This window comes from Cyclobacterium sediminis (assembly GCF_054781075.1).
The window spans coordinates 383,178-404,404 of the sequence record NZ_BAAGVC010000011.1 but is presented as its reverse complement, the minus strand read 5'-3'; the positions used below and the strand labels follow the sequence as shown (position 1 = coordinate 404,404).

Annotated in this window: 18 protein-coding genes; 5 read left to right on the top strand and 13 right to left on the bottom strand. The window is 38.7% G+C overall.

The features are described from left to right. Nucleotides 1-22: 22 nt before the first annotated feature. The 4 genes from ACYVHJ_RS14670 to ACYVHJ_RS14655 all read right to left on the bottom strand — a co-directional run bounded on the left by ACYVHJ_RS14670 (nucleotide 23) and on the right by ACYVHJ_RS14655 (nucleotide 2,757). A complete protein-coding gene (locus ACYVHJ_RS14670; RefSeq protein ID WP_460515963.1) occupies nucleotides 23-685 on the bottom strand; it encodes a phosphatidylserine decarboxylase in 663 nt (220 codons plus the stop codon). Between the two features lie 111 nt (nucleotides 686-796). Beyond that, nucleotides 797-1,636, bottom strand: coding sequence for a phosphatidate cytidylyltransferase (locus tag ACYVHJ_RS14665; RefSeq protein WP_460515961.1), 840 nt, complete (start codon nucleotides 1,634-1,636; stop codon nucleotides 797-799). Further along, complete coding sequence (locus tag ACYVHJ_RS14660; RefSeq protein WP_339901476.1) at nucleotides 1,620-1,826, bottom strand: putative signal transducing protein; 207 nt, start codon at nucleotides 1,824-1,826, stop codon at nucleotides 1,620-1,622. The genes ACYVHJ_RS14665 and ACYVHJ_RS14660 overlap by 17 nt, the downstream gene beginning before the upstream one ends. Further along, nucleotides 1,819-2,757 (bottom strand): CPBP family intramembrane glutamic endopeptidase, encoded by a 939-nt coding sequence (locus tag ACYVHJ_RS14655; RefSeq protein WP_460515959.1) that lies wholly within the window; start codon nucleotides 2,755-2,757, stop codon nucleotides 1,819-1,821. Before ACYVHJ_RS14655 ends, ACYVHJ_RS14660 begins: the two co-directional genes overlap by 8 nt. A 148-nt stretch (nucleotides 2,758-2,905) precedes the next feature. Here ACYVHJ_RS14655 and dusB point away from each other — a divergent pair, with 148 nt between their 5' ends. From dusB to ACYVHJ_RS14640, 3 genes are all read left to right on the top strand, one after another. Then, nucleotides 2,906-3,895 carry a tRNA dihydrouridine synthase gene (gene dusB, locus ACYVHJ_RS14650; protein WP_460515957.1) on the top strand — a complete coding sequence of 330 codons (990 nt, stop codon included), beginning with the start codon at nucleotides 2,906-2,908 and terminating at the stop codon, nucleotides 3,893-3,895. A 52-nt stretch (nucleotides 3,896-3,947) separates the two neighbouring features. Next, a complete protein-coding gene (locus ACYVHJ_RS14645) occupies nucleotides 3,948-4,859 on the top strand; it encodes a DMT family transporter (protein ID WP_460515994.1) in 912 nt (303 codons plus the stop codon). Nucleotides 4,860-4,923: 64 nt separating this feature from the next. After that, a complete protein-coding gene (locus tag ACYVHJ_RS14640) occupies nucleotides 4,924-5,835 on the top strand; it encodes a mechanosensitive ion channel family protein (RefSeq protein ID WP_339901470.1) in 912 nt (303 codons plus the stop codon). 67 nt (nucleotides 5,836-5,902) lie between these two features. Here the strand turns inward: ACYVHJ_RS14640 and ACYVHJ_RS14635 are convergent, their stop codons facing one another. Further along, nucleotides 5,903-6,553: a hypothetical protein gene (locus tag ACYVHJ_RS14635; protein ID WP_339901468.1), complete on the bottom strand. Its 651-nt coding sequence runs from the start codon at nucleotides 6,551-6,553 to the stop codon at nucleotides 5,903-5,905. Between the two features lie 244 nt (nucleotides 6,554-6,797). Beyond that, nucleotides 6,798-7,985 carry a Pycsar system effector family protein gene (locus ACYVHJ_RS14630; RefSeq protein ID WP_460515954.1) on the bottom strand — a complete coding sequence of 396 codons (1,188 nt, stop codon included), beginning with the start codon at nucleotides 7,983-7,985 and terminating at the stop codon, nucleotides 6,798-6,800. 56 nt (nucleotides 7,986-8,041) lie between these two features. On the opposite strand from ACYVHJ_RS14630, the gene ACYVHJ_RS14625 reads away from it, so the two are divergent. Both ACYVHJ_RS14625 and ACYVHJ_RS14620 read left to right on the top strand, forming a co-directional pair. Further along, complete coding sequence (locus ACYVHJ_RS14625; RefSeq protein ID WP_460515952.1) at nucleotides 8,042-8,896, top strand: hypothetical protein; 855 nt, start codon at nucleotides 8,042-8,044, stop codon at nucleotides 8,894-8,896. A 12-nt stretch (nucleotides 8,897-8,908) separates the two neighbouring features. After that, on the top strand, nucleotides 8,909-12,544 hold the full coding sequence (locus tag ACYVHJ_RS14620; RefSeq protein WP_460515950.1) for a BamA/TamA family outer membrane protein: 3,636 nt from the start codon (nucleotides 8,909-8,911) through the stop codon (nucleotides 12,542-12,544). Between the two features lie 54 nt (nucleotides 12,545-12,598). Here the strand turns inward: ACYVHJ_RS14620 and ACYVHJ_RS14615 are convergent, their stop codons facing one another. The 7 genes from ACYVHJ_RS14615 to ACYVHJ_RS14585 all read right to left on the bottom strand — a co-directional run bounded on the left by ACYVHJ_RS14615 (nucleotide 12,599) and on the right by ACYVHJ_RS14585 (nucleotide 21,071). After that, a complete protein-coding gene (locus ACYVHJ_RS14615; RefSeq protein ID WP_460515948.1) occupies nucleotides 12,599-13,618 on the bottom strand; it encodes an adenylate/guanylate cyclase domain-containing protein in 1,020 nt (339 codons plus the stop codon). A 49-nt stretch (nucleotides 13,619-13,667) separates the two neighbouring features. After that, nucleotides 13,668-15,680: a polyphosphate kinase gene (gene ppk1 / locus ACYVHJ_RS14610; RefSeq protein ID WP_460515946.1), complete on the bottom strand. Its 2,013-nt coding sequence runs from the start codon at nucleotides 15,678-15,680 to the stop codon at nucleotides 13,668-13,670. A 459-nt stretch (nucleotides 15,681-16,139) separates the two neighbouring features. Continuing rightward, nucleotides 16,140-17,123, bottom strand: a complete 984-nt coding sequence (locus ACYVHJ_RS14605; RefSeq protein ID WP_460515944.1) for a YpdA family putative bacillithiol disulfide reductase — start codon at nucleotides 17,121-17,123, stop codon at nucleotides 16,140-16,142. Between the two features lie 907 nt (nucleotides 17,124-18,030). Next, on the bottom strand, nucleotides 18,031-18,429 hold the full coding sequence (locus tag ACYVHJ_RS14600; RefSeq protein WP_339904899.1) for a type II toxin-antitoxin system VapC family toxin: 399 nt from the start codon (nucleotides 18,427-18,429) through the stop codon (nucleotides 18,031-18,033). Next, nucleotides 18,426-18,668 (bottom strand): hypothetical protein, encoded by a 243-nt coding sequence (locus tag ACYVHJ_RS14595; protein WP_339904897.1) that lies wholly within the window; start codon nucleotides 18,666-18,668, stop codon nucleotides 18,426-18,428. The genes ACYVHJ_RS14600 and ACYVHJ_RS14595 overlap by 4 nt, the downstream gene beginning before the upstream one ends. A gap of 867 nt (nucleotides 18,669-19,535) precedes the next feature. After that, nucleotides 19,536-20,135, bottom strand: coding sequence for a hypothetical protein (locus ACYVHJ_RS14590; RefSeq protein ID WP_460515940.1), 600 nt, complete (start codon nucleotides 20,133-20,135; stop codon nucleotides 19,536-19,538). Between the two features lie 117 nt (nucleotides 20,136-20,252). Then, on the bottom strand, nucleotides 20,253-21,071 hold the full coding sequence (locus ACYVHJ_RS14585) for a carboxypeptidase-like regulatory domain-containing protein (RefSeq protein WP_460515938.1): 819 nt from the start codon (nucleotides 21,069-21,071) through the stop codon (nucleotides 20,253-20,255). Between the last annotated feature and the right edge of the window lie 156 nt (nucleotides 21,072-21,227).

Here is a 21,227-nt window from a genome sequence, read left to right as displayed (position 1 = left end):
GATGCTTTGTGCATCCCTTTTTTTATGATTTGAACTTAGCGATTGGAGTGATCCCACCTTTCGTTTTTTGGTTGATGTCTACCAGTATTTCAGCATCTAAGGGGACAAAGACATCTACCCTAGAGCCAAACTTAATAAATCCAAACTCTGCGCCTTGTGTTACAGGATCCCCTTCTTTTACATACCATTTAATTCGCCTTGCCATTGCTCCTGCGATCTGACGCATCATCAATTGTACCCCACTAGGGTGTTCAATTACCAAAGAGGTACGTTCGTTTTCCAGACTGGACTTTGGGTGCCAGGCTACCAAATATTTTCCCGGATGGTATTTGAAGTATTTTAAAATGCCACTAACTGGAGACCTGTTGACATGGACATTTATTGGAGACATAAAAATGGATATCTGTATCCTTTCTTCTTTGAGATACTCCTCTTCTACGGTATTTTCTATGACCACTACCTTACCATCTGCTGGCGCATAAACCAGTTCATGATCATTTGGAACAGGAATGGCAGGGTTTCTGAAAAACTGTAATATGGCCAGGTAGAGCAAAATGCTCCCTATAAGCACCAGGTTAATCACCAATTTCTCTACCGGTGCTAAATAACTGATGGCAAAGTTAATCACGGCCAAAATAATTAACATCCAAAATAATAATGATCTACCCTCTTTATGAATGGTCATAACAATTTAGCATTTAATTTTTTTCAATTCCAGCTTTCTAAAAAGTAGCCAAGATTAAGTGTCCTCAATATATTTTTGAGATTACAATATTAGGACTTTTTAGAGCAATTATTAAAATATTTTCAAAAAGGCAACAATAAAAGGTGTGGAAAGCAATAGTCCGTCAAAACGATCCATAAAACCTCCATGACCCGGTAATCCTTTTCCTGAATCTTTAATTGCAATGCTCCTTTTGAAAAGCGATTCAATTAAATCTCCATAAGTGCCGGCGATAATAATAATGGTCATGATACAAAACCATTGCCATTCCGGCAATACTGTGAAGTTTTTTGATATAAAATACGTGACAATAATAGCTGCAAATGCTCCGCCAAGACTTCCTTCCCAGGATTTTTTTGGAGACACACGTTCAAATAACTTCGTTTTACCAAATTTGGTTCCTGCAAAATATGCCCCAGAATCACTAGCCCATAACATCAATAACGAGCCAATTATGATTTCAAAATGGAAAGTATTGTCCACAGAAAATGCAGCTACCGTGAGTAATGAAAAAGGAAGTGCCACGTAAATTATCCCTAATATGGTATAGGCTATTCCTGTAAATGGCTTTTTATCTGTTTTTTTATAGAGTTTGATAAAAAATATCATGGACACTAAAGGAAAAACCAGAAAATAATAAGCCATTGGAATGATTTTCATTTCCTCTAAAAAGGTAAATGAGAATACCAAAAGCCCAATAAATGTGCCAAAGCTTTTTAGCGGCAACATGCCGTCAAGTCCACAGAGTTTATAGAACTCCATCTGGGTAAATGCTAGAATGATAGCAAAAACAAAAAAGTAAGACCACTCACTATATACAGTACTGCCAATAATGATAATTGTGCCCAAAATGGCTGTGATTATCCTTTGGCCCAGATTACTGTAATTACTTATACTAAAACGAGATTTCATTTTCTACGATATTTAATGCCCTTTGGGCTTCTTCCGCCAGCACCATCACTTCGATGTTTCCGTGGATTTTATAAACCGGGTCTTTTTTATTAACAATGACCGCGGTGATACCTTTTTCTTCTAGCACTCCTTTTACTATTTCCGCCCTTATTGGGGTACTCGACTCAAAAACCCTCTGCCATTTACTCATAAATCTGTTTTTTATTTGATTTAATAAACCAATTCCAACATAAGAGAAAGATTACTATGCCTATAATTACATACTCCCAATACAACGTATCGGTATCTTCTAGGTCAAACTCCATTAGTCCGAGTTTGTTGAAGTAAACCATAGTAACGGTTAAAGTATTGTTAAGGATATGTGCAATGATGGGATACAATAAAGACCCGGAATACAGGTACAGGTAACCAAATAAAGCTCCCAGCATTAGTCTGGGTAGAAAACCGTAAAATTGAAAGTGAATGGCTGAGAAAATAAAAGCGGTGATCCATACACCCCAATGGGCATTTCCTGTATATTGATGCATTTTGGGTTGTACAATTCCCCTGAATAAATACTCCTCTCCTATACCTGCCAACACACCGATAACCAATACCCCCAAAAGGAATTCACCAGTATTTTCAAAGTCCGTAAGGTATTTTGTCAACTCCATCAATTGATCTTCCTTGGCTCTGAAAGAAGCCTCTAGGCCGCTAAGGGCCTCCGGGAATTCAACATTCATATTGAGGTAAACCAACAATGAATTGAAAAGGATAAAGCCTATAAGCATGGGAATCACAATCCAAAGCTGTTCTATTTTTTCCGGCTTCAATTGCTTATCGAAGCGCAAGGTTTTCCTGTCTACAAAGCGGATAAATATCCAACCCCCCACAAAGAAACCGAGCCCCCCACCTAAACCTTGGATAAAAAGAAAGGCCATCCTGGCATTTGGATGGTCAAGGGAGGCACCGAGTAAATAAGGAACTTGCTCAAAAGAAATCCCAAATAGAAAAGGCAACAAGCCCAAAGCTGCTGTTTGAAGTATAGCAAGGGCTCCAAATACGATTAGCACCAAAACAGTAAACGAGAGCAACCATGGATGCCTGTTAGATTGTCCTGGTTGATTTTCATATATTTCCATATTAGGAGTAAATTTACAGTAATTAGTGTGCACCACAAGATACTTTTGTTTTTTGGAAATAAATTAATTTGGATAAAATGAAAGACAATCGTGGCAATGTTATTGATATTCAACTAAAAACACTCATTTTTGCAAAAAATTTCAGCTTGTGATTAAAATAGGAGATTTAAATTTAGGGGACTTTCCATTGCTGTTGGCTCCTATGGAGGATGTTAGTGATCCGCCTTTTAGAGCGGTATGTAAAACCAATGGTGCAGATTTAATGTATACCGAATTCATCAGCTCTGAAGGCTTGATTCGTGATGCGGCCAAATCTGTTCAAAAATTAGATGTATACGATTATGAAAGGCCTATAGGGATACAAATTTTTGGAAATGAAATATCCTCTATGCGAGAAGCTGCAGCCATAGCAGAGGAGGCAGGGCCTGATATTTTGGACATCAATTATGGTTGCCCGGTCAATAAAGTGGCTTGCAAAGGTGCCGGTGCCGGCATTTTATTGGATATAGACAAAATGGTGGCCATGACGGCCGAAATAGTAAAAGCCGTAAAAATTCCTGTAACTGTCAAGACCAGGTTGGGTTGGGATGAGAATACCATAAGGATCAATGAAGTTACTGAAAGGTTGCAGGATGTAGGTATACAGGCCATCAGTATTCATGCCCGCACCAGAAAACAAATGTATAAAGGTGAGGCGGATTGGTCTTACCTGGCTGAAATTATGAAGAACAGCAGGATAAAAATCCCTGTTTTTGGTAATGGAGACATAGACAGCCCGCAAAAAGCCAAGACCTATAAAGAAAAATATGGTGTAGATGGCTTGATGATTGGCCGAGCGGCCATAGGATATCCTTGGATATTTAATGAGATCAAGCACTACTTGCAAACGGGAAAGCTTTTGGCTGTGCCTGATATGGAGGAAAGGGTGAAAGTAGCTAAAAAGCACTTGGATTTTTCTGTTGAATGGAAAGGAGAGAAATTAGGAGTGCTGGAAATGCGGAGGCATTATACCAACTATTTTAGAGGTATTCCTCATTTCAAACCTTACCGTACCTCTTTGGTGACTACCGATGAATATGCGAAAGTAAATGATTTTTTAGAAGAAATATCTACGGTTTTCGCCGATGAGGTTTTTTAACGTAGCTTGGCTCAATGGCCGAAATTAAGTGTAAAAAAAGAAATTAGTGCCGATAGCAAAAAAGATCCAAGACCAAAAAGCCAAGCACTGGGCCATGTTACTGTTGCTGGCCTTGATTTGGGGGAGTTCTTTTATCCTTATCAAAAAATCATTGGTGGTGTACTCACCGGGGGAGGTAGGGGCATTTAGAATACTTTCGGCTGCCTTGGTTTTGTTACCGTTAGGTGTTTCCAAAGTAAAATTGCTTAACCGAAAGCAACTGGGCTATTTGCTTTGCATCGGCTTCTTAGGGAGTTTTGTCCCAGCCTTTTTATTTGCCACTGCACAAACGCGGCTTTCCAGTTCTTTGGCAGGAGTTATCAATGCACTTACTCCTTTGATGGTTGGTATAATTGGAGCATTATTGTTCAAAACAAAGATCTCCAGACAAAATGCCATAGGTTTGATAATTGCTCTTTTGGGTGTTTGTATATTGGTTTTGGCAGGGAATTCAGGAAGTCCGGATATTTTCAGGGAATTTAATCTTTATGGTTTGTTGGTAGTGTTGGCTGCGATATGTTATGGCTTCAATGTCAATATAATTAAGTATAAAATCAAGGAAATAAAACCAACCCTAATTACCGCTATTTCTTTGATGATGGTATTGCCCATCTCAGCCATTTATTTGTTTGGGTTTACCCAATTTTCTTTTAAGCTGTTGCATGCTGAAGGCGCATGGCAGGCAGCCGGATATATCGCTTTTCTCGGTGCTGTTGGCACAGCAGCAGCCCTGGTTCTCTTTAATTCAATCGTGAAATTGGTCACACCTGTTTTTGCCAGTTCTGTAACCTATATCATTCCATTGGTGGCCATCTTTTGGGGAGTTTTGGACGGAGAATCTTTGTTTCCCCTGCATTATTTGGGCATATTTGCTGTAGTGGTGGGCGTATGGATTGGAAATCGAAAAGCAAAAGCCGTAGCCTAACCAAAAGGAAAGCGTATATTTATTTTTAAAGTAATATTTATTGTTGTTTCCATATTGAAAGACCATGTTCGATAATTTCTTAAATATTGATATTGAGCCGGAATTAAGGAACCGGATTCTACAGACAATACTGATAGGATTCGTAATGTGGCTGATCAATAAAATCTCCCTGAAATTGATTTACAGGGGAGATGCCATGGAATTGAGGAGGCAATATCATTATCGAAAGTTTATAGAGTACACCTCTTTTATTATTGGTATACTGATTATAGGAAACCTTTGGATAGGCAATTTTCATTCTGTGACCACATTTCTAGGCCTGTTGTCTGCAGGTATAGCCATCGCCTTGAAAGATATCTTTGTCAACATTGCCGGTTGGGCCTTTATTTACCTTCGCAAACCTTTTGATGTGGGAGATAGGATTCAGATTGGAGAGGTGCAAGGGGATGTGATTGACCTTCGGTTGTTTCAATTTTCTTTGCTGGAAATCGGCAACTGGGTGGATGCTGACCAAAGTACAGGCAGGGTCATTCACGTACCCAATGGAAAAGTTTTTATGGATGCCCAAGCCAATTATTCCACCGGGTTTAATTATATCTGGAACGAACAGAATATCTACATTACCCTTAGGAGCGACTTCAAGAAAACCAAAGAAATACTACTGGAAATACTAAATAGCCACTTGCAGGAGGACTTAAAAAAGGCAGAGAAGGTCTTTCGAAAAGCCAAACAGGATCATTTGATTGTATACAAACAATTTACTCCGATGATTTTTACCAAAATCACTGAGCGTGGTGTGCAGCTTTCCATGCGATACCTTTGCGACCCAAAGAAACGTAGGATGTTTGAACATGCCATTACAGAAAGTATACTAGAGCGTTTAGGGCCTGAGAACAATATTCGCCTGGCTTATCCTACCTCAACAGTATTGCTTCACCAAGATAAGGTTCATCCCGAAACCAATCCCAACCGTTAGGCTTATATCAAACCGTAAGCGTGTAGAATTTATTCGTGGATGATCTTATAGATGGGTTATCAAGTGCCTATAGTGGTTTTAATTTTGGCATTTGAGCGATTAATATTTTAGCCAATTCGTAAGCTATTCCGCCAACCAAAAAAATAAAGGCTTCCTCATAAAAAGGGCCTTTAAAGTTAATGTATAAAAATAATGCTAACGCATGAACCATCCAGAAACTTCGGTTTCTTTCAGAAATCCGTTCCGTGATGGCAAGTAAAAAGATTGCTCCAGAAGCATACAATAATGCCATTCCAAAAATTGAATACAATTCATTTCTAGAAAATTCTATTGAAAATAAAATAAGAAGATTGAGCATTGTAAGCAATTTCCAAAAAGGCTTATCCACTTTACCTCCGAATATATTCCCTAAAATTAAAATTGCTAAATGAATTCTGATATAAGGTGCATTAAAAACACCATAGAAAAGGCTTATTGTTAAAAAAACGATTGAAATGGAAAACAAGGCCCATAGTATTTTTTCTTTTTTATAAGGGTAATCATCCAAATAAAAATCAATTATAGCAATCAAAGAAAAGTGGACGATCTGCCATAAGATTAACTTTAAAGGAATCAGCTCACTGATCTCATTATAATATAGAACAAGGACCAGTATAGTTTGGAAGAAGAAATTAATCTTTCTTTTTGATAGATCTGAATTGAAAAAAAGTCTATTCATCAATTAAATGTTAAAAATCCAGAAAAAAATGGGAAAAAAATATTTTCTCAACTAAAAATTATCCACAAGTTAAGGAGTACGAATAAAATCGAAAATTATTTAATTTAGAAGGTAAATAATAATGATTGAAGGCAACCCAATCGAGATTTAATAGCGTTCTTTTTACTTAAAAAATGGGTTTACTAAGAAAGGACACTTTTCAATATAAACCTTAGAAGTCAATACAGAGAACTTGTAATTTACATTATCGAGGAATTGGTTCGAAGATATAAGTGGCTATCAAGAAAGAAACTACCGAAAGAACGAAGCCAAACATAAAGAAATTGTAGGACTTTCTGAGCAATAGGTATTTTTTTGAAAGGACAATTCCTAAATGATAAATGTCGGTAATCATGCTGTCATATAAGTATACTCCATCATTCATCAATGAATGCATGCCTTCTTTGTATTCAGGTAATGACATTTCATGAAAATTACCGAAGTAAAGCAGGTTGCCTTGTTTTTTGCTGATATCGGCCTTGGTTACAATCCCTTGGGTAACATTGGGGCGGGTGGCCAAAATGGCAAATACCATGGCAATAAGGCAAGTTATAATTAACATTAAAATTGGAACCAAATAATAGGGATATTCTTCAATAACCCGCAGGTAAACTGCCACAACGATAGATATGATAATAGAATTAACAGAAATCATAATATTGGCTTTATTGTCTGCAAGGGCAGAAAGTGCCAAATGATTTTTTGAGGTTATCCGAAACATAGTTTCAACACCCCGTTCTGATTTCTTTTTGTTTTTATCTTTTTTTTTACCTTCTAGTTTGGCTTTTGATTGGGCTTCCGCTTCCTTAATCTTCAGTTCGATGGATTTTAAATTGGCCTCCTTTCCGGGCTGAAAATTGATCTTGGCGTATTCTGTATGATAGTGGTGAGCCAGCATGAAAATCTTGCTTTCTTTTAGCCAGTCAAGTAAAGAAGTTTTTCCAAATCCAAGATTTGCTTTCTCTTTTTTTAAAAGGATGGTTTGATCAAAATAATGCTCTGAACTTAGGTGATACAAATCGGCATCACAGATGATCTTTTCCAAAAGATTTTTGGGGGATTGAGGCATTTTTGTCGCTAGAATTAAAGCTTTGATTCGGTCAATCCTCTCTTGTTTCAGCCCCAACTCTATCAGGTAATCCTGAGCCATTTCAGAACCCTTTTCTTCATGCCCCTCTCCTTTGACCTCCCAATAACCGATATCGTGCATCCATCCTGCTACATATAAATCTTCTCTGTCCCCTTCACTTAAATTATAGTAGGCCCCTATTTCGGCAACTTTCTCGACAATTTGCAATGAATGATCCATGTTGTGGTAACAGACCTCTGACTTTTGCCTGTTTTCAAACATTTTCCTGATCCAGGTTTCGAATTTTTCTAGTTGCTTATCCAAGGTGATTTACTAATTTTGATAGTACTAACTTCAAGGTAATTAATTACAATTGAATAATGGTAAATTTTTCACAGATTTTAACCTTTATCATTCTGGCAAATATGCAGTGTACTTCCATTGCAGAAAGAGTGAAAGGTGATACGTTTCCGTCAGCTTATGACTTAAACGATTATACGGAAATAGTATTGCCAGACAGAATGGAAGAAGTGTCGGGGTTAGAATGGGTAGGTGATAACCTGCTGTTGGCCGTTGAAGATGAATCTTCAATTATTTATAGCCTATCACCGGAAACCGGTGAGATCTTAGACCGTCAAAAGTTTGCCAAAAATGCCGACATTGAAGACATTTCCTGGGTCAATGACAGGGCTTGGGTCTTGCAAAGCAATGGGACACTTTATGAGGTTACTTTTCCATTTACTAAAGAATCTGCAAGTAAAAAATATACTTTTCCAATTAAAAAGAAACGCGACTTGGAGGCCTTGGTTGTTTCTGAGGATGGAGCGTATATTTATACCTTTTGTAAAACCTGTGAATGGGATAAAAAGACCAGGGAAACTTCCGTATATCGTTTTGACCTAGGGACCAAAGCTTATGAAGAAGTAGCCCTTATGACCTTAAAAGCCTCAGATATTAAAACCATTTTGAAGCTTAAGGGGAAAACAAGTCTGAAAATGGAACCTGCAGCCGTGGCGCTTCACCCGATCGAAAACAAATATTATATTTTGTCCTCCACAGGAAAGTGGCTTTTAATTACGGATACTTCATTTAATGCGAAGGAAATTTATGAGCTAGACCCCAAGATTTTTAAACAGCCGGAAGGCATTACTTTTGATCCTAAGGGAAATATGTATGTCTCAAATGAAGCCAGGGGCGGAAAGCCAAATTTGTTAATTTATAAATACAAGCCATAAACTTTTCCTCCTATGAATAAGCTTTTCCTTTTGTTGATATTATTGTCTTTCTCTACTGCTGAGGCTCAGGAAGCCCCTTCAAAATTCAGGCTTTATTTAATAGGGGATGCAGGAGAGGTTAAAAATGGAACAAATGCTGTAGTGGATGATATCCGCAATAAACTAAAAGCTCAGCCTGATATTCCATCGCATATAGTTTACCTGGGTGATAATATTTACCCGCAAGGGATGCCCAAACGAGATGATGATGAAAGGGCAATGGCGGAATATGTGCTAAAAACCCAGTTGGACCTCTACCAATACTTGTCCGGTAAGATATGGATGATACCGGGGAATCATGACTGGAAAAAAGGCAAAGAAGATGGGTGGAACAGCATCCTTAGGGCAGAGAAATATGTAGCGGCAAATTATCCTGAGGATAAGGTAAGTTGGGTGCCAAATGGTGGATGCCCCGGGCCGGAGGTGGTGGAGCTAGACAATGAAACCATACTGCTATTGTTGGATAGCCAATGGTGGCTTCATCTCAAGGATAAACCGGGAATTGAATCCGATTGTGAGTACAAAACGGAAGATGAAATTTTAGAAGCCGTAACTTATGTCCTTGAAGAAAATAAGGATAAGGTAGTCTTGGTAGCCATGCACCATCCTTTTCGATCTTACGGACCTCACAATGGCGCTTACAGTTGGAAAGACCACCTCTTTCCCCTTACAGCCCTTTCCCCCAACTTATACCTGCCTTTACCTGTCATAGGCTCGATTTATCCCTTATACCGAACATGGTTTGGCAATATTCAAGATTTGGTCCACCCAAAATATGAGGCCATGGTTGATGCCTTGGAAGCAATTTTTGAAACACACCCCAACTTGATACAAGTTGCCGGACACGAACATGGCTTGGCCTATACCCAGGAGGATAACATAAGTTTTATAATCAGTGGTGCAGGTGCCAAACATACCACTGTAAAAAAGCACCATGATGCAGATTTTATCTATCCATCTCAGGGATATGCTGTTTTGGATTTTAATGCCAATCATGAAGTGAATTTGACTTTTTTTGACCCCTCAAAAAAAGAGGCATTGTATAAAAAGCAACTGGTAGCACCATTTGCAAGTGATGAGACTGCTCTAGAGGATTTTGAAAGGAACCTGCCAAAAGAGGTGACGAGACCTATTTCCACTCAATACATCCATGGGAAAGGGTACTATAAATTTCTTGGTAAAAACTACCGAAACACTTGGGCGATTCCTGCTACCTTCGAGACCATAGACCTGTCCACTGCCAAAGGAGGCTTACGCATTGTCAAACAAGGTGGGGGCATGCAGACGCGCTCACTTAGATTAGAGAGTGAAGATGAAAAAGAGTATGTGTTAAGGTCTGTAAATAAATATCCTGAAAATGCCCTTTCGCCGGCCTTACGAGAAACAATAGCCAAACAGGTGGTGGAGGATCAAATATCTTCTTCTCATCCATATGCGGCTCTCGCTGTGGCAAGGCTTGCAGAAGAAGTAGGGGTGGTCCATACCAATCCTAAAATTGTACATCTACCCGATGACCCTATTTTGGGAATCTACCGGGAAAAATATGCAGATAAGCTGTACTTGTTTGAAGAAAGAGAAATAGCCTGGGAGGGTGTGGCAAAGGATTTTAAATTTTTTAGTACGGACAAGATGCTTGGTAAAATTCATGGTGACAATGACCATGAGGTGTTGCAACACAAAGTACTCAAAGCCAGAATATTTGATTTATGGATAGGTGACTGGGACCGACACGATGACCAATGGAGGTGGATCGGTGAAAAAAAGGTGAAAGGCTGGAAGTTTAGCCCGATGCCGAGAGATAGGGACCAGGCGTTTTTTGTAAATGAAGGCCTAATCCCCAAAATTGGCAGCAGGAAATGGTTGGTGCCTAAGTTTCAAGGGTTTGATTATAAAGCCCCTCGTACCATTCCGGGTTTTATGTTTAATGGAAGGTACTTTGACCGAAGTTTTATGAATGAATTGGACAGGGAAGACTGGGAGGAGTCTTTGGACGATGTAATGGCTAAGATTTCCGTAGAAGGGGTAAAATCAGCTTTTCAGGACTGGCCTGATTCGGTTGTGGCCGTTGATGGGGGAGAAATACAAGGTAAATTGTTGCAAAGGAAAACCTGGTTGAAGTCGGGAATGCTTGAATATTACCAATTTCTAGCCAAAGAGGTCGATGTAATTGGGACAGATAAAAATGAGTTATTTAAGGTGGACTACCTCCCTGATGGTCGTGTGGAAGTTTACCTTAGAAAAATTGATAAATCAGGAAACCTTGAACAGGAGCTTTACCGGCGGATTTTCCTACCGAAAGAAACCAATGAAATCCGTTTGTATGGGTTGGAAGGAGATGATATTTTTGAATTTAATGGCGAAGGTACCGGCAAAATAAAAGTCAGGGTGATTCCGGGTCATGGGGAAAAAGTGATTGCGGATAATGGAAGAACAAAAAGAAAGAATACCCTTATTTATCAAAGTCCCAATGAAAAGATGTCTATTGCACTAGGAAATAGTGCGAAAGTCAGACCTGTACCTTCCGAAATAAATTACGATAGAAAAAGCTTTAAATTTGACAAACTCATGCCTTTGGCCTCGGTGGCATACAATAGGGATGACGGGATCTATATTGGTGCAGGGCTATTGTGGGAAAAACAAGGGTTCAAAAAAGAGCCTTTTGCCATCCGTCAGTCTGTGATGAGTAAATTTGCATTTAAAACCAATGCCTTTAATGTGGAGTACAAAGGTCATGATGTGGATGTGCTGAGAAACTTGGATCTGATATGGAGTGCTGATATTCGCGCCCCACAATACTCTTTCAATTATTTTGGAATGGGGAATGAATCTGTCTACAATAGGGAGTCTTTCGAGATTGCTTATTACAGGGCTAGGTTTAATTGGTATGAGCTTAAAACTGGCTTGCAAACCAAGCTTGGGGAAAGTGGTAATTTAACCCTTGGTCCCCAATTTCAGGCTTTTAAATTCGACCCAAATGAAAATGCCAATAAATTTATAACCTCATCGGAGAGTGGCTTGGATCAAGCAGATCTTGATAAGGCCCGGTATTATAGTGGGCTTTTTGCCAAAGTATTTTTTGATACAAGAGATCATGAAAAAATGCCGTCAAGAGGTGTGTTTTTTGAGGCGCAAAGCCAAAAAATGTGGGGTTTAAATGACTATTCAGGAAGTTTTACAAAGATAAATGCTGAATTGGCCATGTATTGGTCATTTCGATATCCTTCTAGATTGGTGTGGGCAACCAAATTTGGTGCAGGGAGAAACTGGGGGAATTATGCGTTTTTTCAAGGTCAAACCTTAGGCGGCACTATTAATTTAAGGGGTTTTAGGAGGTATAGGTTCAATGGATATGCTGTGGCTTATAACAATACGGAAGTGAGGGCTCGCTTATTTAACCTAAAGACTTATGTTTTTCCTGCTACTGTGGGTGTCTTGGCCTTCCATGATATTGGTAGGGTCTGGGGCCGGCAAGAAACGTCGGGTAAATGGCACAATGCAAGCGGAGGTGGAATATGGATGGCTCCGCTGAATCAACTTGTGGCCACTTTTTCTGTAGGTTTTACGGAAGAGGAAACCTTACCTTTCTTCTCTTTAGGCTATCAGTTTTAAGATATCGGCATAACCGACTATTCCCATTCTTCAGAGTGTCAAGCAGGAGGTGAATCAACTGTTTAATTGAGCTACACGATATAGCCTTACGTCTTTACCTTTTCCTTTCAAATGGATGGTACCCACATCATCAATTTTATAAGCCGCTTTGTTTTTTATCAACTTATAAAGGGGCTCTGAGATTAACAGTTGGGCATTGAGTTCATTGCATTTTTCTTGAATTCTGGCGGCAGTATTCAAGGTGTCGCCATGATAGGTGATTTCCCGCTTGATGTCCCCAACCTCAGTGATGATCACAGGGCCAATATTAGCTCCTGCCTTAAAGTAAGGAGTAATGCCGTATTCTTTTTGGTAATAATCGGTCTTTTTTTTCAGTAGGTCTGTAAATGCAAAAAATGCCTTTAGAAAATTATCATTGTCCGTTCCTTTTTTGGGGTTCCAGCTTACCACTACTTCATCCCCCACATACTGATAGATGTCTGCCCGGTATCGATCGACAATTGAGAAATCCTGGTAACAGTTTTGTAAAAAACGACTGTATTCCAGATGGCCGATTCTTTCAGCAAAAGAGGTAGAGCTTTTCAGGTCAATGAACATAAAAATTCGCTCTTCTTCTCGAGGTTTAAAAAATCTTCCACTGAGCATTTTCCATAAATTTCCCGGCCCCAGTTTGTGGTCAATCTCTATCATTACCCTGGACATCCCTGTGGCTACAATTAAATGCACGGCGATAATTACAATCTCCGAAGGTTCAAAGGCTCTTAAAGGTCCATTGTAAAAAAAAGGAACCGTGTGTATGAAAATGAAATCCAGAAAGAGTAAGGTTAATATGATCATTAGGGCCTGCGTAGGGATCCCAATGATAAGGACAATTTTAGGAGAGGTATTGACCAATAATTTTTTTAAAAATAGGATGTCCAACAAACTGGACAATAGGGCTAGCCCAAAGGATCCCAGGAAAATCATTAGGGAAGCAAATTTCACAATTGTACCAAAGTTAATATGGGTGGATCCCAATAATTCCAGTTCATACAATTCAGTAAAAATAACCCTACTGTAGGTTGCCAAGGACATAAATATGAACCCTAAAATAAAATAGATTTTAAAGTTCCTAACGATTTCTCTAGATAGCATCCTGAACATTATAATTACTTACTAGTTGAAACATCTTTTCTTGGCTACTTATGGATTCCTTTCCAGGAAGCATATGATTTGCCTTTTTGCCGGTGGCCTGTCTTCCTTTTACATTGTCTTGAAGTTGGCCATTTAATTGAGATAGGAGGAGGGATCTTGCCCTCTCATTATTAATTGGGAAGGCTACCTCGATACGTTTGGATAGATTTCTGGTCATCAAATCAGCAGAGGCTAAATAAATCAAAGGTTGCCCGTTGTTTTGAAAATGGTAAATCCGGGTGTGTTCTAGGTATCGATCAACGATGCTCACAACAGTAATGTTTTTCTCTTGTTGAGTAGTTTGGGGATGATAACAACAAATCCCCCTAACAATTAGCTCTACTTCTACCCCATTATCTGCAGCATTTCTGATTGTGTCTATAATCTCAGTGTCTTCAAGACTGTTTAATTTGAATGTGAATTTACCTTTTTTGCCTTGCTTAACCAGATTTATCTCGTTTTCTATCAACTGTTTGAGCGAACTACGCAGGTTAAAAGGAGCTACCAAGAGAGATTCAAATTCAGCTTGGTGATCATCGTTTTTGAGCGTTAAAAATAGCTGATCTATGTCCCTGATATAATTAGCTTGACAGGTAAGCAATGCATGGTCAGCGTAAATTTCCGCAGTTTTTTCGTTGAAATTTCCGGTACTCATGTAAGCATAGGTATTGATGTGATCTCCTTCTTTTCTTTTGACAGAGAAGATTTTAGCATGCACCTTCAGATTATTTATCCCATATTTAACAAGCACACCGGCTTTTTTTAATCGCTCACCCCAATAAATATTTGATTGTTCATCAAATCTCGCTTGGGCTTCGTCCAAAACAAATACTTTTTTCCCTTTTCTGGCAGCCGATTCGAGGGCTAAGCAAATTTCAGAATTCTTTGTAGCAACCCTATACAGCGTAATGTTTATTTCTTCAACATCCTCGTCTTCAGCGGCCATGGTTAAAAAACGCGTTACATAATTGTAGCTTTGGTAGGGGAAGCTTAAGAATATGTTTTCCTTTTTTATTTCTTTAAACCAATCCGTCGTCAAATCGAGTCTGGAACAGGGTACTTTTTCTCTTTTTGGATAATACAAACTTGGATCAGAAACCGGGAAACTAAAAAAATCATAGAAATTATGGTAATGACCTCCGGGGATTAAACCGGACATTTCCACATTTATCTTTTTCCTTAGTTTGTCAATGTATTTAAAAGGGATATTTTCATCAAAGAGTAGCCTTGAGGGAAGTCCTGTTTCTCTGTTTTTGATGCTCTTTTTGATCTTTAATATTAGATCGCCATCCTGTTCTTCATCCATATACAATTCCGCATCTCTTGAAATCTTAATGGCAAAAATATCCGTTGGCCCGCCGAAAATCTTGTCGGCATTATACCTGAAAATATCATCCAGTTGTACGATACGAATTTCATTATCACTTGTGGAGATGTCGATAAATCTTCCAAAAGTCTTATAATCAATCTCAATGAGATATTGCTTGGCCGCACTTATGGCAAAAAGATATACGGTTTGATTTTTAAGTTGAAGTTGCTGTTCCTCAGAAATGTCCATTAAGATAAAATTCCCCTGCAGAAATTTTTGATAATGGAATTCCATTTGTTTTTGGTCCTGCCCTGTAAATTTATTGGTTAATAGATTTATTCCTTTTTGAGATAAGCCGGGAATGATTTCGGAATAAAATACTTTCCCTAAACGCTCCTGTTGAGCACTCACAATTTTGGTTATTTTTTGTAGTAGGTAGGAAGGTCGATATCCGTATTTATTTCTTTCATCACCTTTAAACTTTTGTTCAAAATGATGACTTGCTACTCTAACCCTATAGAACTCCTCCAGGTTGGAAGAATAAATGGCGATAAACTTTAAGCGTTCCATCAGAGGGGTTTTTTCATTCTCAGCCTCTTGCAGAATTCTTTCGTTAAAAGACAGCCAATTTAAATCCCTATCTGTGTAATCCATGGTTTATAAATTTGTTTAAATATAATGACTTTACTTGCAGGATTTAGGATTGACTGCCTATTTATTGCGCTGAGGCCCCTAAAATGGTCACTATTGTTATCGGGGGATTATGTGTGTGAAAAATAAAGCAAGAGTAATTAATTTGATGGAATTGATGCTTTTTGATATAAAATAAGGTTGGGCCATTAGCTGAAATAATTATATGGCTTTTTCTATTTAGGAATTTTAATCCTCCGAAAGAATCTCCCTTGATAAAGGTTTGCCTTAAGCGAGAATTATTTGTTTTAACATGGGCTCCAAGCTTCTTAAAACTGTAAGTTCTTTGAGAGCGAATGAAAATTCCCTGTTAGCCATCACAGTTGAAATACGCGCAATGACTATAGCACTTCTCATTCGTTCTAACAGCCGGAACTTACCGTTGAAAGTGCATTTCAAGCATTCTAGGTATACAAGAATGCTTTAATTTTTAGCAGCCAATTCTTTTTTACTTTGGATATCTTCTACAATGGCTTTGGCATGAGAGATTGTGTTTTCTATAAAAAACTCTCTGGTATTGAGTCCACCGCAAACTACCCCTGCAAGGTATAAGCCTGGGACATTGGATTCCTGGCTGATGTCGTCAAAGCATGGCTGCCTTTTTTCATCCAAGCTCAATTGGACACCCAATTGATCCAGTAATTCAAAATTGGGTTTGTAACCCGTCATGGCAAGGACAAAGTCATTTTCAATGGTGACTTCCCCTTCCGGAGTATTGATTACTACTTCCTTTTCTCTAATTTCTTTGATACTCGAATTGTAATAACCTTTGATTGATCCTTCTTTGATTCTATTCTCTATATCAGGCAAGACCCAGTATTTCACGGTTTGATCGATCTCAGGTTTCATGACCACCATGGTTACTTCGGCTCCCTTTCTCCAAGTTTCCAGGGCTACATCTACTGCTGAATTACCTCCGCCTATTACGATGATCTTCTGCCCGATATAAGGCCAGGGTTCTTTGTAATAATGCGAAACTTTGGGCAAATCTTCCCCGGGAACATTCATGGTATTGGGCAGGTCATAAAAGCCGGTGGCCAATACAAGCTTTTCAGTAAGGTAATCCCTCTTGGAGGTGTGTACCAAAAATCCACCTTCTTGTTTTTCTAAGGTATTGACCTTTTCGTACAAGTTGATATTGAGTTGATAATGTTTGACGATCCTTCGGTAATACTCCAGTGCCTCCGGTCTCGTCGGCTTATTGGATATCGACATAAAAGGGATATCTGCCATTTCCAATTTCTCAGAAGTAGAGAAAAAGGTCATGTTGACGGGGTAATTAAAAATAGAATTTGTCAGCACCCCTTTCTCTATAATCAGATAGTCAAGGCCTTTCTTTTTTGCTTCTATACCGCAGGCCAAACCTATAGGGCCGGCACCTATTATCAATAATTCCAACTTTTTCATAAATTATTAAACACGATTAGTGGATTTGAGTTCCTTGAAATCCGGTTTATATAAGAAGGATGTACTAAATATTCGCTGGAATCGGTTTCCATACTCCCGGCGGCTGAGCGGAGCCGAAACCATAGGGTTAAGGAGAGCGTAATGCCTACTCCTTCGGCTCCGCTCAGGAACCGGCAAGGTTGCTGCGTTTGGTTTCGCTCAGGAACCGGCTAAGTCTTTACCGAATCCAGCTCAGAATCGGTTACCACCCACCCGGCGGTTGAGCGGAGTCGAAACCATAGGGTAACGAGTACGTTATGCCTACTCCTTCGGCTCCGCTCAGGAACCGGCAAGGTTGCTACGTTTGGTTTCGCCCAGGAACCGGCAAGGTCTTTACCGAACCCAGCTCAGAATCGGTTTCAATATTCTCGGCGGTTGAGCGGAGTCGAAACCATAGGGTAACAGGTACGTAATGCCTACCCCTTCCGGCTCCGCTCAGGAACCGGTGAAATTAAAAATAAATTAGCCTAATTGAAGACTAGGTCCAAGTTTTAAAGGAAATTTTATCTGGGGATGAAAAGGGGGAGGTCTTGACTTGTTTTTCCCTTGCAGTGGCTCGAAATCCGATTTAGATTACTACGATCACCTTGTCCTGCTTGACAAGAAAAGGTTATGAATCCATGCTTTCCTATTCCCTCAAAACGCAACCCATAATCCGGTAAACTGGGGCTGAGCGTAAAAAATGATTTCTTTGGATCATTTGAGTGAAGCGCCGGAATGCAGGGTGGCTACGAGACCCGTACAGCCTGCCCTGTATTTCACAGGGGTCGACCGGAATGGTACTTCGATAAGCTCGGCAGAACTGTGTGAGACGCTCCCCGTCAGAGGAATCTGATGGTGCCGTCTACACGTTTAGCGAAAGTTTATCTTATCTCTTTACCCAGTTTTCTAGTTGGATTCCAGATATTCTTTCAAATTCCTTTTGATTTTCGGTCACCATGATCAGATCTTTATCCACTGCAGTACAACCGATTAATAGATCAAAATCGCTTATCATCAGTCCTATTGACCTTAATCGGGCTTTCTCTTTTCCATAAAGATAAATGGCATTGAAAATAGGGAGGATCAGAACTTGATCGGTAAAAACTTCAATTAACTCAAGATTCTTCTTGGGATTAGTGCTGTTCTCGGCTCCAAATACCAGTTCAGCAAACGTAACTTCAGAAATAGCAAAATTTTCCGTTCCTAACTCCTGAAACTTTTCAATCATCCCAAACTTTCCTCTTAAAAAATGGATGCAGATATTGGTGTCTAAAAGATATTTCATTCGAAACCAAGATCTTCTGCTTTTTCAACTCTTGATTCTCTAATTTCTTTGATGATTTCATCAGAATCTTTATCATCTTCCCATGCTCCAAAAATGGTTTGCAAATCCACCTTCTCTTCTTCTATATCAAGAGACTCGGTCAATTTAATGATCAGTTTTTTCTTAGAAAGATTATCCAAACCTTTCAAGAGACCGAAATACTTTTCTAATGTCTTGTTGTTTAAAGTGAGGTTTGCCATACTTTTTTATTCAATTTACGAAATTAATGGTTTGATGGTCAAAAGATTTGGATAATTAAATACCTAATTCTTTTTTCTTTTTCTGAATCAAGTCTCCCATTTCTCTCAAATCAGTAGTAAATCCACCTGCATTTATGAATTGATTTTCAGTATTGAACCAAAACGTTTCTTCCATTCCTTTTATCCTGTAAGAGGTGGATAAACAAACTGTACTAATGATAAAGATTCTACATCAAGCCAGTTAACATTTTATGCAATGTGTGTGCCATGAATGGTGAATATAGGTCATAAAATTGTCCGTTCCAACGGGTGAAAACCTGTGCCGAAGCATGTCGGTAGCCTGTGCCGTATTTTTTCGCAGGGGTGGCTTGTCGTGAGAGGGCTGAACGTAAGGAAATCTTCCGGTAGAAGATTTTAGTAGGGAGCCAGGATGCAGGGTGGGAAAATACCTGAAGTCTCAGGATATGCATTTGTTCCGGCATACCAGAAAGGGGACAAAGGAGGACTGAGCGTAAAGAAATGACCTCTTTAGGTCATTTTAGCGAGGAACCAGGATGTGGGAGGGTAGAAAAGGGAGGATGGGCAGTAGCTCAGAGTCCGATTTTGATAACCACTATTACTCTGTCACGCCTGAGAAGAAAAGGGTATGAATCTATGCTTTCCTATTACCTCAAAACGCAACCCATAATCCGGTGAACTAGGGCTGAGCGTAAAAAATGATCTCTTAGGATCATTTTAGTGAAGCGCCGGAATGCAGGGCAGGTACGAGACCCGTACAGCCTGCCCTGTATTTCACAGGGGTCGACGGGTATTGTGTGAGAGCCTCAACCTGAGTTATTTGGCTCAAGTTAGGCTACTCGATTGTGGCTAGTTTTTTATTTTTTCCATGTCAAAATAGCATTCTCTTACAGTGTTTAAATCTGTCAATCCTTTGTCACAAGGGTTTTGTTCCTTTTTCCTTTGTTCAATTCCCCAATCAAAGTTTCTTTTAATTTCCGATAAAGTTGTTGCAGGACTTTGAGAACCAATTCCAACTTTCGATTTATTGACTGTAATTGTTTTCAATACTTCAAAGTCAATTAGTGCTTCTCTTTGAATATATGTCAAGTCAAGCAGGTCAAGACATTTCGTGTTAATCATTCCGCTTGGAATATGTCTTCCAAAAAGTCGATTTTGGTCAATGAAGCTAACTCCAATCCATTGTCCGCCTTCGTCTTCACTAAAGTCCAAAACAATACCCCTTATTTCAGGACTGTCATTCTCAAACTTTAAAATCTGTCCAAATTTCACGGGAAAGCTTCCAATGTCAAGTCCTGCCCAATTTGGTTGCATCATTTCTGGAATTGATTCTGAGGAAGTCGTTGTCATGTTATTACAACTTGACATTAAAAGTCCAAAGGTCAGTATGAATGCTATTCTTGTCATTTTCAAATTAGCCACAACGGTCTCGGCTATGAGTAGTTGCATGGTTTAGCATTTAATTTTGCAAGTACACACCAAGCTGAAAATCCTTGCGGATTTTTAGAAGTATGCGAGAACAAGCAATTACTTATAGTCATTGTTAGCGGTTTGTGCTTTATTGTTTTATTCACGTATTTCTATCTTAAAACTCATTTCATTACCAAATTCCGTCCATTGAGCCATACTTGAAGTTCTTGAATAGCTATTCCCTTGTTTTCTACTTACTGACAAATGGGTCGTTCGATATTTTCCACTAGTCCAACTTTCTAATGTTTCTAATGTAATAATAAAGTCAGTATCAATTTTTATATCATAATTTGAAATATCAATACTTTCCCATCCTTTCTTAATTTTAGAAATAAATCTAATGTCCTTAGTGTTAATTATTTTTACAGGAAACTCTTCTGTACCATCATATATTCTTAGTCTATAGTTGATACTATCACAATAATTTTTCTTTACATGGAAATATATTTTTTTTAAAAGGGTAGACTTTTTTATTTTAAATAATGCGCCTATTTCTGCCCCTTTCGTAGATTCACTCCAAACCCAAGACATTCTACCTCTTTTTTTCGCACCAATATATATAGGTTCTTCATTATTTGATTCTATTACTATTTCATCAAGTTGAAATGTTTCCTTATCCATAGTAATATTCAGTATAGAAACTTTATCAGATATTAAATCGCCAATTCTGAAATCAACACTTCTAAATCCCACAAAGGAAAATCTAAGTGTTTTTTCTTTATTAATATTGGAAATGTCGATACTGTACAAGCCCTTATCGGAAGAGATAGTCCCTTTATTTAAACCAACAATCCCAATATTTCCATATGGCAGAACATTTTTGTTTTCATCCATTATCTTGCCAGATATTATTTGACTATTTACAGAAACCTGTACAAGTATTAATAATAATATTGTTAATAATTTTTCTTTCATTGATGTTGTTTTTGCATAACCGCTAACGTGATTCAGCTTGGAGCCGGCGGGCTTTTGGAGACGTTCGCTTCCAGCCTACACCTAACTTCTTAAAGATAATGATTTTCATATTTAATCGAAACCGCCCGCTGTATTCCAAGGTGATGTTAGTGGCAG

Excerpts from the sequence above, each read along its gene's own strand:
- ACYVHJ_RS14670 (WP_460515963.1), bottom strand. The coding sequence starts at position 685 with ATGACCATTCATAAAGAGGGTAGATCATTATTATTTTGGATGTTAATT.
- ACYVHJ_RS14665 (WP_460515961.1), bottom strand. The coding sequence starts at position 1,636 with ATGAAATCTCGTTTTAGTATAAGTAATTACAGTAATCTGGGCCAAAGG.
- ACYVHJ_RS14660 (WP_339901476.1), bottom strand. The coding sequence starts at position 1,826 with ATGAGTAAATGGCAGAGGGTTTTTGAGTCGAGTACCCCAATAAGGGCG.
- ACYVHJ_RS14655 (WP_460515959.1), bottom strand. The coding sequence starts at position 2,757 with ATGGAAATATATGAAAATCAACCAGGACAATCTAACAGGCATCCATGG.
- ACYVHJ_RS14640 (WP_339901470.1), top strand. The coding sequence starts at position 4,924 with ATGTTCGATAATTTCTTAAATATTGATATTGAGCCGGAATTAAGGAAC.
- ACYVHJ_RS14635 (WP_339901468.1), bottom strand. The coding sequence starts at position 6,553 with ATGAATAGACTTTTTTTCAATTCAGATCTATCAAAAAGAAAGATTAAT.
- ACYVHJ_RS14625 (WP_460515952.1), top strand. The coding sequence starts at position 8,042 with ATGGTAAATTTTTCACAGATTTTAACCTTTATCATTCTGGCAAATATG.
- ACYVHJ_RS14620 (WP_460515950.1), top strand. The coding sequence starts at position 8,909 with ATGAATAAGCTTTTCCTTTTGTTGATATTATTGTCTTTCTCTACTGCT.
- ACYVHJ_RS14615 (WP_460515948.1), bottom strand. The coding sequence starts at position 13,618 with ATGTCCTTGGCAACCTACAGTAGGGTTATTTTTACTGAATTGTATGAA.
- ppk1 (WP_460515946.1), bottom strand. The coding sequence starts at position 15,680 with ATGGATTACACAGATAGGGATTTAAATTGGCTGTCTTTTAACGAAAGA.
- ACYVHJ_RS14605 (WP_460515944.1), bottom strand. The coding sequence starts at position 17,123 with ATGAAAAAGTTGGAATTATTGATAATAGGTGCCGGCCCTATAGGTTTG.
- ACYVHJ_RS14600 (WP_339904899.1), bottom strand. The coding sequence starts at position 18,429 with ATGAAATATCTTTTAGACACCAATATCTGCATCCATTTTTTAAGAGGA.
- ACYVHJ_RS14595 (WP_339904897.1), bottom strand. The coding sequence starts at position 18,668 with ATGGCAAACCTCACTTTAAACAACAAGACATTAGAAAAGTATTTCGGT.
- ACYVHJ_RS14590 (WP_460515940.1), bottom strand. The coding sequence starts at position 20,135 with ATGCAACTACTCATAGCCGAGACCGTTGTGGCTAATTTGAAAATGACA.
- ACYVHJ_RS14585 (WP_460515938.1), bottom strand. The coding sequence starts at position 21,071 with ATGAAAGAAAAATTATTAACAATATTATTATTAATACTTGTACAGGTT.